The organism is Agrobacterium sp. D14 (assembly GCF_001526505.1).
In the GTDB taxonomy this organism is placed as follows: Bacteria; Pseudomonadota; Alphaproteobacteria; order Rhizobiales; family Rhizobiaceae; genus Agrobacterium; species Agrobacterium leguminum.
Map to the genome: position 1 here is coordinate 82,932 of NZ_ASXX01000011.1, position 15,788 is coordinate 98,719.

14 protein-coding genes and 1 pseudogene are annotated in these 15,788 nt (G+C 61.4%); 6 read left to right on the plus strand and 9 right to left on the minus strand.

Annotated elements, in window-relative coordinates; all coding sequences use genetic code 11:
* Positions 1 to 19: 19 nt before the first annotated feature.
* The gene (locus L901_RS09785) at positions 20 to 1,540 is read right to left on the minus strand and encodes an MFS transporter (RefSeq protein ID WP_059756033.1); all 1,521 of its coding nucleotides are present in this window, start codon (positions 1,538 to 1,540) and stop codon (positions 20 to 22) included.
* A gap of 130 nt (positions 1,541 to 1,670) precedes the next feature.
* Here L901_RS09785 and L901_RS09790 point away from each other — a divergent pair, with 130 nt between their 5' ends.
* Entirely contained in the window at positions 1,671 to 2,525 is an 855-nt protein-coding gene (locus L901_RS09790; RefSeq protein WP_003522061.1) for a LysR family transcriptional regulator, read from the plus strand.
* A 21-nt stretch (positions 2,526 to 2,546) separates the two neighbouring features.
* On the opposite strand, the gene L901_RS09795 is transcribed toward L901_RS09790, so the two are convergent.
* Positions 2,547 to 3,158 (minus strand): 3'-5' exonuclease, encoded by a 612-nt coding sequence (locus L901_RS09795; protein WP_059756036.1) that lies wholly within the window; start codon positions 3,156 to 3,158, stop codon positions 2,547 to 2,549.
* 82 nt (positions 3,159 to 3,240) lie between these two features.
* On the opposite strand from L901_RS09795, the gene L901_RS09800 reads away from it, so the two are divergent.
* From L901_RS09800 to L901_RS09810, 3 genes are read left to right on the plus strand one after another with little or no spacing between them, the layout of a single operon-like run.
* On the plus strand, positions 3,241 to 4,335 hold the full coding sequence (locus L901_RS09800; RefSeq protein ID WP_137396280.1) for a PspA/IM30 family protein: 1,095 nt from the start codon (positions 3,241 to 3,243) through the stop codon (positions 4,333 to 4,335).
* On the plus strand, positions 4,335 to 4,994 hold the full coding sequence (locus L901_RS09805) for an OB-fold-containig protein (RefSeq protein WP_059756041.1): 660 nt from the start codon (positions 4,335 to 4,337) through the stop codon (positions 4,992 to 4,994). Before L901_RS09800 ends, L901_RS09805 begins: the two co-directional genes overlap by 1 nt.
* 6 nt (positions 4,995 to 5,000) lie before the next feature.
* Positions 5,001 to 6,692, plus strand: coding sequence for a flotillin family protein (locus L901_RS09810; protein WP_059756044.1), 1,692 nt, complete (start codon positions 5,001 to 5,003; stop codon positions 6,690 to 6,692).
* 141 nt (positions 6,693 to 6,833) lie between these two features.
* On the opposite strand, the gene L901_RS09815 is transcribed toward L901_RS09810, so the two are convergent.
* Entirely contained in the window at positions 6,834 to 7,385 is a 552-nt protein-coding gene (locus L901_RS09815) for a TetR/AcrR family transcriptional regulator (protein ID WP_059756046.1), read from the minus strand.
* Between the two features lie 78 nt (positions 7,386 to 7,463).
* Here L901_RS09815 and L901_RS09820 point away from each other — a divergent pair, with 78 nt between their 5' ends.
* On the plus strand, positions 7,464 to 8,345 hold the full coding sequence (locus tag L901_RS09820; protein ID WP_059756048.1) for an alpha/beta fold hydrolase: 882 nt from the start codon (positions 7,464 to 7,466) through the stop codon (positions 8,343 to 8,345).
* 160 nt (positions 8,346 to 8,505) lie between these two features.
* Positions 8,506 to 9,288 (plus strand): pyrroline-5-carboxylate reductase, encoded by a 783-nt coding sequence (locus L901_RS09825; protein ID WP_059756050.1) that lies wholly within the window; start codon positions 8,506 to 8,508, stop codon positions 9,286 to 9,288.
* 55 nt (positions 9,289 to 9,343) lie between these two features.
* Here the strand turns inward: L901_RS09825 and L901_RS09830 are convergent, their stop codons facing one another.
* From L901_RS09830 to L901_RS09855, 6 genes and pseudogenes are all read right to left on the minus strand, one after another.
* Entirely contained in the window at positions 9,344 to 10,942 is a 1,599-nt protein-coding gene (locus L901_RS09830) for an MFS transporter (protein WP_059756052.1), read from the minus strand.
* Positions 10,939 to 11,379 carry a DoxX family protein gene (locus L901_RS09835; RefSeq protein WP_059756055.1) on the minus strand — a complete coding sequence of 147 codons (441 nt, stop codon included), beginning with the start codon at positions 11,377 to 11,379 and terminating at the stop codon, positions 10,939 to 10,941. Before L901_RS09835 ends, L901_RS09830 begins: the two co-directional genes overlap by 4 nt.
* 195 nt (positions 11,380 to 11,574) lie before the next feature.
* Complete coding sequence (locus L901_RS09840) at positions 11,575 to 13,557, minus strand: amidohydrolase (protein WP_059756058.1); 1,983 nt, start codon at positions 13,555 to 13,557, stop codon at positions 11,575 to 11,577.
* Positions 13,557 to 13,847, minus strand: a complete 291-nt coding sequence (locus L901_RS09845; RefSeq protein ID WP_059756060.1) for a XapX domain-containing protein — start codon at positions 13,845 to 13,847, stop codon at positions 13,557 to 13,559. The genes L901_RS09840 and L901_RS09845 overlap by 1 nt, the downstream gene beginning before the upstream one ends.
* 72 nt (positions 13,848 to 13,919) lie before the next feature.
* Positions 13,920 to 14,612, minus strand: coding sequence for a hydrolase (locus tag L901_RS09850; protein WP_020811322.1), 693 nt, complete (start codon positions 14,610 to 14,612; stop codon positions 13,920 to 13,922).
* A 143-nt stretch (positions 14,613 to 14,755) separates the two neighbouring features.
* Positions 14,756 to 15,687, minus strand: a pseudogene (locus L901_RS09855) (VOC family protein).
* Between the last annotated feature and the right edge of the window lie 101 nt (positions 15,688 to 15,788).

Genomic DNA, 15,788 nt, shown 5'->3' on the forward strand with positions numbered 1-15,788 from the left:
TCCCTTTGCGGCCGTCGCCCTAACCTTGAACAGGCTTTCGCGCCGGGCCGAAGATCATGAAGCTGATGGCGGCGAGCAGCCAGACACTGATGCCAGCATAGAGCATGACGAGGCCAAACCCATCCGCAAGCGCCCGATGGACAAGTTCTTCCGAAACGCCCTGCGCCGAGGCGCCGGCAGTTCCCGCCGCGATCTTTTCCGCCAGCGACTGCAATTCATGCACATCCGCACCGGGCGGCAGGTTCGCCCGAAGCGAAGCCCGGACGCCCTCGACCAGAATAAAGCCCATGATCGGGATGTTGATGGCGAGCGAAATCATCCGTGCGCTCATGTCGATGCCCGAGGCCATGCCGGAACGGGCGGCGGAAACCGCACCCGTGGTGGTGTTGGTAACAGGCGTATTGGTCAGCCCGAGCCCGATACCGGCGAGGATGCAGCCGGGCAGCATGGTGAGCCAGCTCGCATTTTCGATGCCGCTTCCAAGCTTCATCAGCATGAAACCGAGGCCGATGGTGAACAGCCCGGCCGGAATGACGAGGCGCGGCTGATAGCGCAGCGACAGGCGCTCCGCCAGCGGCGGCATCACCAGCGCCGGCAGCGTATAGGCAAGCAGGCCGAGGCCGGCAGTGACGCTGTCATAACCGAGGCCCGCCTGAAACCAGATCGGCAGGTAGATCATGAACGGCCAGAAGCTGATATTCATCGCCGCCGAACCGATGATCGCTCCGGAAAAAGGCCGGATGCGAAACACGGAGAAGTCGAACATCGGTCTTGAACTAAGTTTTTCAGCAATCACGAAGGCAATGAAGCTCGCAGCCGCGACACCGAGGATCAGAAGCGCCGCCGGGCTCACAAAACCGAGCGCAGGTCCCTGCGTGATGAAAAAGGCAAGGCAAAAAACGGCGGCCGAAAGGGTGACCATGCCCGCAAGATCGAGACGCGCCGCTTCCGGATCGCGCGATTCTCCGACGCCACCCGCGGCAAGCAGCCATGTTCCCGCGCCAAGCACGACGTGAACGAGGAACACCCATTCCCAGCTCCACAGCGCAACGATGGCGCCGCCGATGATCGGGCCGAAGCCCAGCCCCACGCCCGAGACGATGCCCCACCAGCCGAACGCCATGCTGCGTTCGCGGGCCGTGCGAAACTGATGCGACAGGATGGCGATCTGGCACACCAGCATCGCCCCGCCGCTCAGCCCCTGAAGGAAACGGGCGCCGATCAGCACCGAGACGTTTTCCGTCATTCCGCAGGCCAGAGAGGACAGCGCGAAAGCGACGATGCTGGCGATAAAGACACGTTTGCGGCCGAAGCGATCTGCCAGCGCGCCCGTCGCCATCAGCACCATCGTCACGCCGATGGTATAGGCGTTCATGATCCACTGAAGCTGGCGGAAATCCGCATGCAGCACCTGTTCGAGTGTTGGCAGGATCGCCGGAACGCTGGAAATTTCCAGTCCGAACATCAGGGCGGAGAGACAAACGGCAGCAAGCGCCATGGCGCTTCTGCTGCTTGCTGGTGCGGCAACGGCAAGGGTCATTCTTCAGCCTTTCATGGGTCGGTTCGCCATTGCGAAAACCGATCTGTGGAGGAGACACGCTAGACAAAGCTTGACCATAACTGAATTGGATGATTGGCTATTTCAGAGACAACAAATTGGAATAATCGATATGAGCACGCTGGATGTGGAGGCCGTCGAAGCCTTCGTCACCATCGCCGATATGCAGAGCTTCACCCGCGCTGCCGAAGCGCTCGGCACCACCCAGGGCGCCATCAGCGTCAAGCTCAAGCGGCTGGAAGACAGGCTCGGCCAGCGGCTGCTCGAACGCACACCGCGCTCAGTGCGGCTTTCAGCGCAGGGCGCGGTGTTTCTGGCGCCTGCCCGCGAGTTTCTCGCCGCGCATGACCGGGCGCTGGCGGGTCTTTCCTCCCCGCGCCGCCGCTTCGGCCTTGGCATTGCCGCCCATGTGGCGGGACCGGAGGTTCCGACCCTGCTTGCACGCCTCAACGACCACGACCCCGGACTTACGATCGAAGTCCGCATGGATCATTCCCGATCCCTGCTTGATGCCTTCGACCGTGGGGAGATCGATGCGGCAATCATCCGGCGCGAGGACGACCGGCGCGACGGCGAGGTGCTCGGGCCGGAACATTTCGGCTGGTATGCAACCCCGCAATTCGAACACCGTCAGGGTGAACCGCTGCGGCTGGCGGCACTCTCGCCCGCCTGTGGCGTGCGTGACATCGCCACCCGCGCCCTCGACGCGGCTGCGATTGCGTGGACGGAGGTGTTTCTTGGCGGCACATCGTCGATGGTGACCGCCGCCGTCTCGGCCGGGCTTGCGGTTTCCGCCTTTTCCTCCCGCCTTGCACCGCCCGGCACGGTGGAGGTCAGCCAGCGTTTTGGCCTGCCGCCCCTGCCCTCCACGGAAATCATCATGTTCTCAACCCTAACGGACAGCAGATCCCGGGAAGCCTTGCGCACGCTCGCCGCCGCCTTTCGCGAACATCGGCCGGGATCGTGACGCAATCCCACCTGACACCGGCTAAACGCCGAACACTTCCGGCGTCAGTTTTCCGCCCCTCAGGAGATGTTGCAGCGTATAGGAAACCGAAAGCGCATCATCGAGCGCATCATGCCCCTGCAATGGCGGATGCTCGACGCCGTAATGATCGGCCAGCCTGTTGCTCGGCGTTTTTGCCAGGTCCTCCACCGGCATTCCCGCTGCAAGCAGAAGTTTGACGGCATTGTCGAAACGCCCGGCAGGGATGGGCGGCTGGATGCCGGCGACATAACAGCTGATCGCCACCATATTCAGCTCGTCCTTGCCCCATGACCAGCATTGGGCACCTTCCGTGAAACTGTCGAAGCTTGAAAGAGCCTCCTGCAAGGGCACGCCTTCCGCTTCGATGATCTCCCCGGTGATACCCGTCAGCCCGGTGAAGAATGGATCGATCGCATATCTTCCGCCATGACGGTCGACCGGACATATATAGGCCTTATAGGTCCCCAGAAACGGAAAATCGCCCTCCAGCCCAAGCCTGACGGCGCCAATCTGCGCAATGACCGGATCGGGATCATGAGCCGCACACCAGAACCTGCGCTGGGAACCTTCCAGGCAGAGGAACTCGCAGTCGAATAGGATTGCTTTTTTCATGAACCAACCTCTCGTTTCGCATGGGCCACATCTTGAAAGCACAAATGAAGTGCTTTATATATTTCGCATGAGCACTAAACTTTTGTCCAACGTTGTCCTGGCACTGAATCTCTCGGAGGGGAACCGCTCGTCTCTCGAAGAGACGCTCCTTGCCTATCGGCGGGCGATGGCGATCCTTGACCGGACTGAAGGCGCCAATCTCGTAGCCCTGCATGCCGCAGCTTATGAAGAGATCAGGGTCAAGACCAGCCTTCCTTCCCGCATGGTGACGCTGGCTCTGCGCGACCATAGCCAGCGCGATCCGCAAGAGCCGGTGCGGGACATTCCGCTCGACAGCAAGCTCTTTTCGGTCAAGGGGCCGGATACGGTGAGCATCGCCACCCTCTCGGGCCGCGTCGTGGTGCCCTATACCGTCCGTGGCTATCACGACGGCTGGAATGACTTTTCAGAAGCGCGCCTCGTGTTCGAGGGCGAAACCATCAGCATCCATGCCGGAATAAAAACCGGCTTTCAACCAAACAGGGAGGCTTCGATGAACAATGAAGGTATTCTTGGGCGACTCGGGCGTGTCATCGCCGGTGTCATGAACAACGCTGTCGATGCGGCGGAGGCGTCCAATCCGGTCGCAGTAGCGCAGCAGGCGGTGCGGGAAATCGCTCAGATCGCCGATGAGGCCCGATCCGCGCTTGGCGTGGCGGTCGCAGCCGGCCATCGCCTGAAAGCCAAGGCCGCCGATCTCGACGAAGAAATTCGCGACCTCGACGACAAGATCAGGATCGGACTTGAAAACGGCCGCGAGGATTTGGCCCGCGCGGCAACCGGGCTGCAGATCGATCTGGAAGCGCAGCGGGAAGCGCTGAACAAGGCGATTCTCGAGAACGCTGCCGAAATTGCCGAGGCGGAAACCACATTGCGCAGCATCGCCTCCGCAAAGGCGGATGCGCAAAAGCGGCTTGAGGACGCCAAGCGCGCCGAACGCATCGCACCGGCAACCGATACGACCCCGTCCCAGCGCAACGACCGCCGTCTGGCTGACGCGCTCGACGCTATCGAAAGAGTAACCGGCACCCCCGCCAAGCCCAATAACGGAACGGCGGAGGTTGAAGAACTCGGCCGGATGCAGCGCCAGAGCGCCATCGAAGCACGGCTCAAGGCATTTCGTGAGGGGCAGCGCTGATGGAGAGCATTGTCCAGCCAGGCACTGCTCCCTTCTGGATCGCCTTGCTGACGGTCTTCGGCCTCGGCATCGTCGAACTCGTCTCGGTTCTTCTTGGTGTATCGGCTTCGGGACTGCTTGACGACAACTTCAGTTACCACGCGCCCGGCGATGCCGAGGCGGGGTTACTCGGCAGTTGGATGTCCTGGCTTAATGCGGGCGGCGTGCCACTTCTTGTTCTGGCGGTCATCCTGCTCTCGGTTTTTTCCGTCGCCGGGTTCTTCATTCAGGGGGTCGCTTCCGCAACGCCGCTCGGGCCCTTGCCGCCCTATCTGGCCATGACCGGTGCCATTGCCGCCGCCCTGCCGGCCACGCGGTCACTCAGCCGCGCCATTGCGAAGGTCATTCCACGCGATGAGACAAACGCGCTCGAGCAGACCGATTTTCTGGGACTTGTGGGCACTGTCACCATCGGGCCTCTCGATCAGGGCAAGCCCGGCACCGTGCGGGTCAAGGACCGGCACGAGAATATTCACTTCCTGCGCACCCAGGCTGCATCCGGTCACACGATCGATACGGGTGCGCAGGTATTGATCGTCGACGGTGCGGATGGGCTTTTTCAGGCCATTCCCGCACCGCCGGACCTGGAAATTCACCATAGCGGGCATCATAGGGGCTAACTCACCATGGATTTCTTTTCTCTGGGCCTGATTGCGGCGGCCATCGTTACGGCCATCGTCGTCATCGGCATCATCATGACATCGCTCTACACGCGGTCGACACGCGACAAAGCCTATGTAAGGACCGGCCTCGGCGGTAAGAAAGTCGTTCTCGATGGCGGCGCCATCATCCTGCCGATCTTCCATTCCTATTCTTGGGTCTCTCTCAGCACATTGCGGCTGGAAGTGAAAAGATCAGAACATGAGTCCCTGATCACCAAGGATCGCATGCGGGCAGACATCACCGCCGAATTTTACGTGCGGGTTAAACCCGATGCAGAAAACATCGCACTTGCCGCCCAGACCCTCGGCGACCGGACAAATGATGCCGATGCGCTGAAGTCACTGGTCGAAGCGAAATTTGTCGATGGTTTGCGCTCGGTTGCCGCCACCATGTCGCTGCGCGATCTTCAGGAGCAGCGCGCCGAATTCGTCAAATCCGTGCAGGCGGCCGTCGCGCACGATCTACAGTCAAACGGTCTGGAACTGGAATCGGTCTCGCTGACACGCCTCGATCAAACCGATATCAAGCACTTCAATCCCAACAACTCGTTCGATGCGGAAGGCCTGACGGCGCTCACCCGGATAACCGAAGAGCGTAAACGCGAACGCAACCAGATCGTCCGCGACAACGAAGTCGAAATTGCCACCAAGGACCGCGAAGCGGTGCTGCGGCGCTTGACCATCGAACGCGAACAGCGCGATGCGGAGCTGACGCAGGAGCGCGATATCGCCAACAAGACGGCGGAAACGCGTGCGGAAGCGGCAAGGGCCGAGCAGGCGGCCCGCCTCAACGAGGAAACGGCAAAGCTCGATACGGAACGCGGCATCGCCGAACGGGATGCTCAAGCCCGCCAGGCGCGTGAAACCGCCCGCATCGAAGCCGAGCGCGGTATTGCCGAACGCGAGGCGGAAGCGCGCAAGATCACCGAAACGGCGCGAATCGAAGCCGCTATCGCCGTAGCGCAGAAGGTGGAGCAGGAACAGGCCGCCCGCGCCAAGGCGGACGAAGCCAAGGCTTCCGCCATCACTGCGGAAGAACAGGTGGCAACAGCCCGCGAAGTGGAAATCGCCGAACGCGCCAAGCGCATCGCCGTGATCGACGCCCGCAAGGCGGCAGAGCAGGAGGCGACGGCCATCACGGTAAAGGCGGAAGCCGAACGGCAAGCCGCCGAAAACCTGGCTGCCGCCACCAAGATCGGCGCCGAAGCTGAGGCACAGGCCGCGAAAATCCGTGCCGAAGGCGTCATCGCTCTCGGCGATGCAGAGGCGCAGGCGGAACGTGCAAAGAACGATGCACGCAATGCGCTATCGGGCGACATCATCGCATTCGAACTCGCCCGTGCAAGGATCGCTATCATTCCAGAAGCACTTTCCGAGGCGATGAAACCCATCGAGAAGATCTCCGATATCCGCATCTTCAGTGCGGGTAATCTGGCCGGCGCCCTCGGTGGCGGCGGCGACGCCAAAAACGGCAATGGCCTGGGCGATCTTTCGAGCCAGCTTCTCAGCTTCACTGCGCAAAAGCCGGTTCTTGACGAAATCCTTGCACAGGCCGGCTTCAAGGGTACGGACCCGACACAGGCTTTGTTGGCTGCATCAATCGCGAACGCCGCGGATCAGCCGGCACCGGGAAAACAGCAGACTAAAGAGACGTAAAGCAGCCCTGTCTCTCCTACGGCAACGACAACAAGCGCGGCCAGCCTGAAGGCGGCCGCGCTTTTCATTTACTCCGCATGCGGCACCAAAAGCACCGATGGCTCCGATCAGGCCTCCGCGTGAAAACGCACCGGCATACGCCTAGGCAGACTGTAGCAGGCTGCTCTCCAGCGTTTCGAACGATGTCAGGTTCTGACGGGCCAGCGAAACAACCCACGCGCCCTGCAGCCCGATCACCAGTCTTTCGGCATCGGTCTGCGGATCGTGACTGCCCAGACGCCTTGCCTGAGCTGCGATCCTTGCGGTCCAGTCGCTGAGCACATCCGCACCGATCTGGCGCAAATCGGGCTTTTCATCGCCGGCCTGAATGATGCTGAGCACCGGACAACCCATGATACGGCCATTTTCCTGCGAGAGGCGGGCTATCGCACGGCACAGCGCCACCGAGCCCGAAGCGAAGCTCTCCGCGTCCTCGAAACTCGCATCGATCAGCTCTGCCACCTTCCGGCCCGCCCAGCGCGTCGCCTCGGCGGCAAGCTGCTCCTTGCCACCGGGAAAATGATAATAGAGAGAGCCTTTCGGCAGGCCCGTCTCCGCGAGAATTTCAGCCAGTCCCACGCCGGCATAGCCGCGCCGCCGAAACAGCGCGGAGGTGGCTCGTATCAGAGCGTGGCGGTTCTTGCTTTCGTCCATTCGCCTGTTTTAAGCGCTGTAGACCGTTTGGTCCAGAGATGTTATTAGACCAAACGGTCCAGAAGGAGGAAGGGATGGATGACTGATATTGCAGAGAGCCGGGAGATCGACATTGTTTCGGAAGGGCACAGGCTCGCCGGCCGGTTCTTTCCGCCCAGGGGGCCAGCCCGCGCGCATCTTGTCCTTCACGGCGCAACAGGTGTTCCGGCGCGCTATTATCGCGCCTTCGCCACATGGGCGGCCGCTCAAGGCATCGGTGTCCTGACCTATGATTATCGCGATTTCGGCGCATCCCGACAACGCCCCGTCCGCGAAAGCCGGGCCACGATGGCCGACTGGGGAGTTGCCGATCAGACGGCGGCCGAGGCCGCACTTTGCGAGATAGCACCGGAAGGCCCCCTCTGGCTGCTCGGCCATTCCCTCGGCGGACTGACATTTCCTTTTCGACGCCATGACGAACGGCTTGAGCGTGTCATCACCATCGGTTCGGGCTTTGCCCATGTCAGCGATCACCCATGGACCTATCGGCCCACGGTCATCGCCTTCTGGTATCTGCTCGGGCCTGTCAGCACGACACTCGCAGGCTATCTTCCCGGCCGAAGGCTGCTGCTGGGTGCGGATCTGCCCGCCGGAATCTACTGGCAATGGCGGCGCTGGTGCACGAGCCGGGATTTCTTCCGGCGCGATATCGGCAAATCGCTGCCAGAACCGGATTTTTCCGCCACCCGCTTCGATCTGCGCATGATGACGATGGCGGACGATGTGGTGGTGCCGCCCGCCGCCGTCTGGCGCTATGCCGATGTTTTCCCGCAGGGAAGCGTCAACCGCAGAACCCTGCACCCGGAAGAATTCGGTCTCACCTCGCTGCGCCATATCGAGGTCATGTCAGAGCGTGCAGCCCCGGCATGGCCGGCGATACTGGGACTGGAAGAAACGCCCACCGGGAAGGATGCGCATTGATTTTACGACGCCCGATTAGCCATGTTCCGGTCCGTGACCGTATCGATCAGCCGGCATAAACCGGGCGTGGCTCCGCCTCGACCGCAAATTTCCCCCTCTGCTTGTCGACAATTCCGGACGGAAAAATTAGCATCACGCGAAACGCCGCAGCGGAGCAATCATGTCACTTCCCCAGAAAATCGGTTTTATCGGAACGGGAGCCATCACCGATGCAATGGTAAGGGGCCTGCTCGCCAGACCTGCCGCCGTGCCGCATGTCATGGTGTCCCAGCGCAGTGCCGATATCTCCGCGAGGCTTGCCGCCGATTTCCCGCAGGTGATCGTCTCCGGCGATAATCAGGCAATCGTCGATGGCTGCGATACCGTCATGCTGGCTATCCGGCCGCAGATCGCTGAAGAAGTCATCCGGCCCCTGCGGTTCCGGGACGGGCAGAAGATCGTCAGCGTCGTTGCCGCAACCGGCCGCGAGGCGCTTCTGGACTGGATCGGCGCGGATGTGCGTCTCAGCCAGGCGATCCCGCTGCCCTTCGTTGCCCGGCGCAAGGGCGTCACCGCCATTTATCCTGCCGATACGGATACGGCAGCCATCTTCAACGTGCTCGGCAATGCGGTGGAATGCGAGACCAAGGCGGAATACGATCTTCTGGCCGCCGCCAGCGCTCTGATGGCCACCTATTTCGGCATCATGCAAACGGCGACGGAATGGCTTGCCGAGAATGGTCTGCCGGAAGAAAAGGCGCGCGCTTATCTCGCGCCCCTCTTTGCCGGCCTCTCCGAGGTGGCCCTGCTTGCCGGACGCAGGACCGATTTCATCGATCTCAGTCGTGAATTCGCCACCAAGGGCGGCCTCAACGAGCAGGTGCTGCTGGATTTCGACGGCAAGGGCGGCTCAGGGGCGCTGAAAGATGCACTGAGCCGTGTGCTGGAGCGTATTACGCAATAATCGGACAGTCGCGTGGCAACAACGAAAAAGGGGCCTTTTCGGCCCCTTTCCGTTTTTACGCCTTCCCCGGCCGGTTGATTGTGAGGAAGTGCCGCACCACCGGCTTTTCCAGCCCGGAATGATAAGCGAGCACCTTGCCCTGCAAATCCGCGTCCGCGTGGGAAACCCGCTTGTGCTGGCGCAGGTGCTCGGCCCAGGATTCCACCATGAACCACTCGACGATCTTCTGCGGATCGGCGGAGTCCTCCGTCACGCCCCAGCCATAGGCGCCATCGCGGCGACGCTCCTGTGAGAGCTCATCCAGCGCATGCAGGAAAGCGGAGCGGTGATGTTTTTCGACATTATATTCGATCAGGATCAGAACCGGGCCGCGATCATGGGCCACCGGCTCGGCAACGAGCGGCTCAGGCCAATGGTTGGACGGCACCATATCCGCATCGCCGGCAGGCAGTTTCAGGCGGTGCATGACGAGACCGGCAATGAAAAGGCCGGCCGCACCGATGAGCAACGTGCCCGGCACGCCCGCCGCTTCACCCACCGCACCCCAGCCGATGCTGCCCGCTGTCATCGCGCCGTTGAAGACGGTGAGATAGACGGCGAGACCGCGGCCGCGTACCCAGTTCGGCAAGATCGCCTGGGCCGCCCCATTAAGCGTCGTCAGAGCCGTGATCCATGCGCCGCCGAGAAACAGCAGGATGACGATGGCAAGCCACTTTGGCGGCGCAAAGGACAGCCCGGCCATGACGAGCGCGGTGGTGAGAGCCGCACCCAACAGCAGGGCATCGGCATCGAACCGTTCGCGCAATTTCGGCATGACCAGCGCACCGCCGATGGCGCCGGCCCCGACAGCACCGAGCAGGATACCGTAGAAGCTTGCATCTCCGCCGAGCAATTGCCGGGCGACCAGAGGCAACAGCGCCCAGACGGCACTGGCGAATGCAAAGAAGATCGCAGCCCGCAACAGGACGACATGCAGCGGCCGGCTGGCGCGGGTGTAACGAAGGCCCGCCCGGAATGCGCCGAAGAAACCTTCCGCAAGCGCATCATTGGCGTTCTTCGCTCGTGGCCACCACAAAAGGGCGGCGATGACCACGAAATAGCTTGCGACATCGGCGCCATAGGTGAAGGCCGCCCCGAAAGCTGCAAGCAGGATGCCGCCGGCGGCAGGACCGATGGAGCGGGCGATATTGATGCCCAGCGAGTTCAGCGCCACGGCGCTCTTGATATCCTCACGTTTCACCAGTTCCGGCACGATGGCCTGCCAGGTCGGCCCCATCAGCGCAGCGCCGATGCCGCCGAGGAAGGTGAGCCCGATCAGTGCGCTGACGGACAACAGGCCGGTATGGGAAAGAACCATGAGGGTGACGCTGACCGAGGCCAGCAGAAGCTGCACCGCGATCAGGAACTTGCGGCGGTCGAGAATATCGGTCAGCACGCCGGCCGGGATCGCCAGAAGAAAGATCGGCAGGGTTCCGGCCGCCTGAACCATGGCGACGGCCGCTGGCGAGGCCGAAAGATCGGTCATCAGCCATGAACTGGCGACATCGCGCATGAAGCTGCCGGTATTGCCAAGCACCGTCGCCGCCCAGAGAACGGCGAAAACCGGTTGTGCAAGGGGAGCGAAGCTGCTCGCGGTGGATTTTGCAGCACTCATTTGCCCGTTCCTTTCGTGAGATCGATTGCGGCGACGATGATGAAGGCCCCGGCAAGGCCAAGATGTTCGAAGAAGGCGTTGGTGGCCATCATGCGGTCCATGCCGGGCGCCATTTCCCAGAAGCGGAGAGCGATGAAGGTGGCGAGAAGCGTGAAGCCTGCAAGCGCCAGAGCACCGGCCCAGCGCAGGAAGCCCGACACCACCAGAGCGGAGGCGGTGAGCTCGAACAGGACGACGACGACAGCGAATGCGACCGCCGGCTGAAGGCCAAAATGGTTCATCTCGGCAATCGCGCCGGGAAAGTCGAAGATCTTGGTCAGCGGCCCCTGAATATAGGCCGAGCAGAGCGCCAGAAGCGCAAGGGTTTTTGTGGCGGGTGCGGCAACGATATCCGCGAGAAGCCCGCGAAGGCGAAGGGTTGAAGACGGCTCGGTCATTTTTTTGCTCCTGCGATCTGGCCGGTCGGTTCGAGCGGCGCTGCGTTCATCTGATGGAGCGATATTGGCGCAAAGGATTACCGCCAACAATTGCATCAATAGTTTCGATATAATTGCGATATTTGCAATACATCTATTCCCGACCCGCCGGGCAGCGGCGATCCGCTGCCCGGTGGATTTTTCCGCTGGCCGGGCTCAGACTGCCCAGCAGGAGCAGCCCAGCGCTCCGAAGAAGCCCTTCAGATCGGCAATCGGCAATTTCGACGTCCATGCGCCGGCATGGTCATGGCCATGCACACCGCAATCATTGGCGCAGCCGCAGGAGGAGATCGCGGCCCGTCTGAGCGAGTTCTTTCCAGCGCCCTGCGGCTCTCCCCAGGCGGCATAACCGCCGAAGGTTCGCACAGGCGACCAGTCGGGCATCGCCGGCGGAATATTGCTTTCATCCAGCGTCCTGAAATCGCCGGCACCATAAACGATCTTGCCGCCCACCATGGTCAGTTCCGAGGTGAGGAAGGAAATCTCATCTTCCGCGCAGGAGAAATAATCCTTGTCCGGCACCACGAGATCGGCGAACTGGCCTTTTTCGATGCGGCCCTTCTTGCCTTCCTCATTCGAGAACCAGGTGACTTTTTCGGTCCACATGCGCAGCGCCGTCTCGCGGTCGAGGCAATTGGCACGCGGATAAAGCTGCATGCCGCCCACCGTCTTGCCCGTCACCATCCAGAACAGCGACACCCAGGGATTATAGGAGGCGACGCGCGTTGCATCCGTACCGGCCGAAACGTTCACGCCCTTTTCCAGCATCCGCGCAATCGGCGGGGTGGCTTCCGCCACGCCCTGACCGTAACGTTCGACGAAATATTCGCCCTGATAGGCCATGCGGTGCTGGGTGGCGATGCCGCCGCCAAGGGCTGCGATACGGTCGATGGAGCGGTCGGAGATGGTTTCGGCATGATCGAAGAACCAGTTCAGGCCTTCCAGCGGAATGTCCCGGTTGACCTTTTCGAAGACATCCAGCGCCCGCGAAATCGTCTCGTCATAGGTGGCGTGCAGACGCCAGGGCCAGCGGTTTTCCGCCAGAATCCGGACGACGTCTTCGAGCTCGCCTTCCATTTCCGGCGGCATGTCCGGTCGCGGCTGGCGGAAATCCTCGAAATCGGCAGCGGAAAAGACCAGCATTTCGCCGGCACCATTGTGCCGGAAATAGTCGTTGCCCTGCTTGTATTTGACCGACGAGGTCCAGTTGAGGAAATCCTCCTTCTCCTGCTTCGGCTTCTGCGTGAAAAGGTTGTAGGCCAGCCGAACCGTCATCTGGTTCTCATCCGACAGCTTCTGGATCACCTCGTAATCGTCAGGGTAATTCTGGAAGCCGCCGCCCGCATCGATCACGCCGGTCACGCCCAGCCGGTTCAGCTCGCGCATGAAGTGGCGGGTGGAATTGACCTGATAATCGAGCGGCAGCTTCGGCCCCTTGGCAAGCGTCGAATAGAGAATGCCGGCATTCGGCTTGGCCAGTAGCAGGCCGGTCGGATTGCCGTTCGCATCGCGGGTAATCTCACCGCCGGGCGGGTTCGGCGTGTCCTTCGTGTAGCCGACGGCGCGAAGGGCTGCGCCGTTCAGCAGCGCCCGGTCGTAAAGATGCAGCAAAAAGACCGGCGTATCCGGCGCCACCGCATTGATCTCCTCGATGGTCGGCAGGCGCTTTTCGACGAATTGATGTTCGGTGAAGCCGCCGACGACCCGCACCCACTGCGGCGCCGGGGTGATCGCCACCTGACGCTTCAGCATGTCCATGGCATCGGCAAGCGAGCGCACGCCATCCCAGCGCAGTTCCATGTTGAAGTTCAGGCCGCCGCGCACGACGTGGGTGTGGTTGTCGATCAGACCGGGCAGAACCCGCTTGCTCCTGAGGTCGATGATCTTCGTATCCGGCCCGGCAAGGGCCATAACCTCGGCGTCGCTTCCCACCTCCAGAAACAGGCCGTCCTTGATGGCGACTGCCGTTGCATTCGGATTACCGCGGTCGAGCGTCGTGAAGCGGCCATTGTGAAGGATCGTATCTGGATGCATGGAAGAACCTCCGGTCTTGATGGGATCAGCGGCCTTAGCCGGTGAAAACAGATTCGGAAAGGCAAGGCTCGAGGCCGCGCCAAGAAAGGTGCGTCGTGTCGGCATCAGCTTCTCTCCCGCTCGGTCGGTTGCTTGATTTCGGCAAGGCCAGTTGTTTCAGCGCCACCCTTCGGCATATGGCCGAACATGTGCGGCTTGATCTGATTGATCCACGAAACGACGGCCGGTTCCTTGCCGGCGATCGTCTTCGCGAAGGGAATGATCTGCTCTCCAACCAGGATGCCGAGCAGGCCGACGAGAGCGATGACGGGCGGTGCGGGAGAACGCACATTGAGCAGGCTGTAAACGATGCCGACCAGCAGGCCGGCGCCAAGGGACAGAAGATAGACTTTCATGGGAACCTCCTCGATGGGTGAAAGCCGCACCGGGCTGGATATCGATCCTGCCGGCGCGGCGCGGTTGAAAGCTTATTTCTTGGCCGGGTTGGGGCCGATGCGCTTGCCGTGCTTGACGCGCTCTTCGCCGCCATGGACATGGGTGACGGCATAATCGATGCCCATGCCGTAGGCGCCGGAATGTTCCTTCACCAGCGAGGTGACGGCGTCATAGGTTTCCTTGCGTGCCCAGTCGCGCTGCCATTCCAGCAGCACCTGCTGCCAGGTGACGGGAATGATGCCGGCCTGCACCATGCGGTCCATGGCATATTTATGCGCATCGACGGAGGTGCCGCCGGAGGCGTCCGCCACCATATAGATCTCGTAGTCCGCGACATCGTGGAGCGCGGAGAGCGCAAAGGTGGTGTTGCACACTTCCGTCCAGAGACCGGAGACGACGATCTTCTTGCGGCCCGCCGCCGCATTCTTCGCCAGCGCATCGCGAACATTCTGGTCGTCCCAGGAGTTCATCGAGGTGCGCTCGAGGATATCGTTCTCGGGGAAGACCGCGAGCAGTTCCGGGAAGGTGTTGCCGGAGAAGCTTTCCGTTTCGACCGTGGTGATGGTCGTCGGGATATTGAAAATCTTTGCCGCCTTGGCGAGGCCGACGACATTGTTCTTCAGGGTCTGCCGGTCGATCGACTGCACACCGAAAGCCATCTGCGGCTGCTGGTCGATGAAGATGAGCTGGCTGTTGGCGGGGGTAAGGACTTCGAGCTTGGACATTTTCAGTTCTCCGTTCAGGTGGTGGTTGCCGATCTGCGGCGGTGGAAATTGAGAAGGCGTCGCCGGCCGGCTGCCCGGCAGGGGCAGCCGTCTTGAAAAGCGAGGATCTATCTTGGTCAGTGGATGCGGATCAGAGACCCGCTTTATGCTGCAAGCGGAGCGAGGTTCGCCTCGATCTGATTGCGGAAAGGCTCGTAGCGGTTCGGCAGTTTGAGCGCTTCGCCCAGATGCGCGGTATCCTCGTCACGGTCGAAACCGGGTTCATTGGTGGCGATCTCGAACAGGATGCCGCCCGGCGTGCGGAAGTAGATCGCCCAGAAATAATCGCGGTCGATGACGGGAGTGACCTGATAACCCGTATCCATCAGCGCCTTGCGCACTTCCAGCTGCTTCTCGCGGTTTTCGACTGCAAAGGCGATATGGTGGACCGAGCCTGCTCCCGACCGGGCAAAGGGTGTCTTGGGCAGGGCCGCAAGATCGATCGTGTCTGCCCCGTTGCCGCCGGGAATGACGAAGCGTGTCACATTGCCTTCAACGTCAGTCCGCTCATAACCCATGAAACGTAGCAGTTCTTCGGTTGCGGCAGTGTCATGCAAATTAAAACGTGCGCCGGTGAAACCGCGTATGGCGTTGTCTTCGGAAATTCCCTCGGCCAGCCAAGCAGCACGGGCGTCGTCGCCTGTTTCGATCAGAGCAAGGCCATCGCCATCGGGACCAGTGAAGCGCAGGCGATTGCGCCGAAGACCGTGTCGGCCTGAATGCCGGCGGCGCCTTTGGCAAGGAGACGTTCTTTCCAGAAACCCAGCGAACCCTTCGGGATGGAAAACTGGGTCTCGCCCACCTCGCCGACGCCGGGACGGCCGGCCATCATGTTGGCGAAGGGAAAATAGGTCATGACCGTGCCGGGCGTTCCCTTTTCGTCGCCGTAATAAAGGTGATAGACGCTGGGTTCGTCGAAGTTGACGGTTTTCTTCACCCGGCGCAAGCCGAGCGTATCGGTGAAGAAACTGTTGTTCTGCCGCGCATCCGACGCCATGGAGGTGACGTGGTGCAGGCCCTTGATATCCTTGATCATCGTCGGCGCCTTTCGTCTTCGGTGTGTCCGTTTCGATAGACAAAGATGTAACCCGCTTGATTGCATCGCGGAATTGCAATATTTTTCTCGAATGAATTGCG

Excerpts from the sequence above, each read along its gene's own strand:
- L901_RS09785 (WP_059756033.1), bottom strand. The coding sequence starts at position 1,540 with ATGACCCTTGCCGTTGCCGCACCAGCAAGCAGCAGAAGCGCCATGGCG.
- L901_RS09790 (WP_003522061.1), top strand. The coding sequence starts at position 1,671 with ATGAGCACGCTGGATGTGGAGGCCGTCGAAGCCTTCGTCACCATCGCC.
- L901_RS09795 (WP_059756036.1), bottom strand. The coding sequence starts at position 3,158 with ATGAAAAAAGCAATCCTATTCGACTGCGAGTTCCTCTGCCTGGAAGGT.
- L901_RS09805 (WP_059756041.1), top strand. The coding sequence starts at position 4,335 with ATGGAGAGCATTGTCCAGCCAGGCACTGCTCCCTTCTGGATCGCCTTG.
- L901_RS09810 (WP_059756044.1), top strand. The coding sequence starts at position 5,001 with ATGGATTTCTTTTCTCTGGGCCTGATTGCGGCGGCCATCGTTACGGCC.
- L901_RS09815 (WP_059756046.1), bottom strand. The coding sequence starts at position 7,385 with ATGGACGAAAGCAAGAACCGCCACGCTCTGATACGAGCCACCTCCGCG.
- L901_RS09820 (WP_059756048.1), top strand. The coding sequence starts at position 7,464 with ATGACTGATATTGCAGAGAGCCGGGAGATCGACATTGTTTCGGAAGGG.
- L901_RS09825 (WP_059756050.1), top strand. The coding sequence starts at position 8,506 with ATGTCACTTCCCCAGAAAATCGGTTTTATCGGAACGGGAGCCATCACC.
- L901_RS09830 (WP_059756052.1), bottom strand. The coding sequence starts at position 10,942 with ATGAGTGCTGCAAAATCCACCGCGAGCAGCTTCGCTCCCCTTGCACAA.
- L901_RS09835 (WP_059756055.1), bottom strand. The coding sequence starts at position 11,379 with ATGACCGAGCCGTCTTCAACCCTTCGCCTTCGCGGGCTTCTCGCGGAT.
- L901_RS09840 (WP_059756058.1), bottom strand. The coding sequence starts at position 13,557 with ATGCCGACACGACGCACCTTTCTTGGCGCGGCCTCGAGCCTTGCCTTT.
- L901_RS09845 (WP_059756060.1), bottom strand. The coding sequence starts at position 13,847 with ATGAAAGTCTATCTTCTGTCCCTTGGCGCCGGCCTGCTGGTCGGCATC.
- L901_RS09850 (WP_020811322.1), bottom strand. The coding sequence starts at position 14,612 with ATGTCCAAGCTCGAAGTCCTTACCCCCGCCAACAGCCAGCTCATCTTC.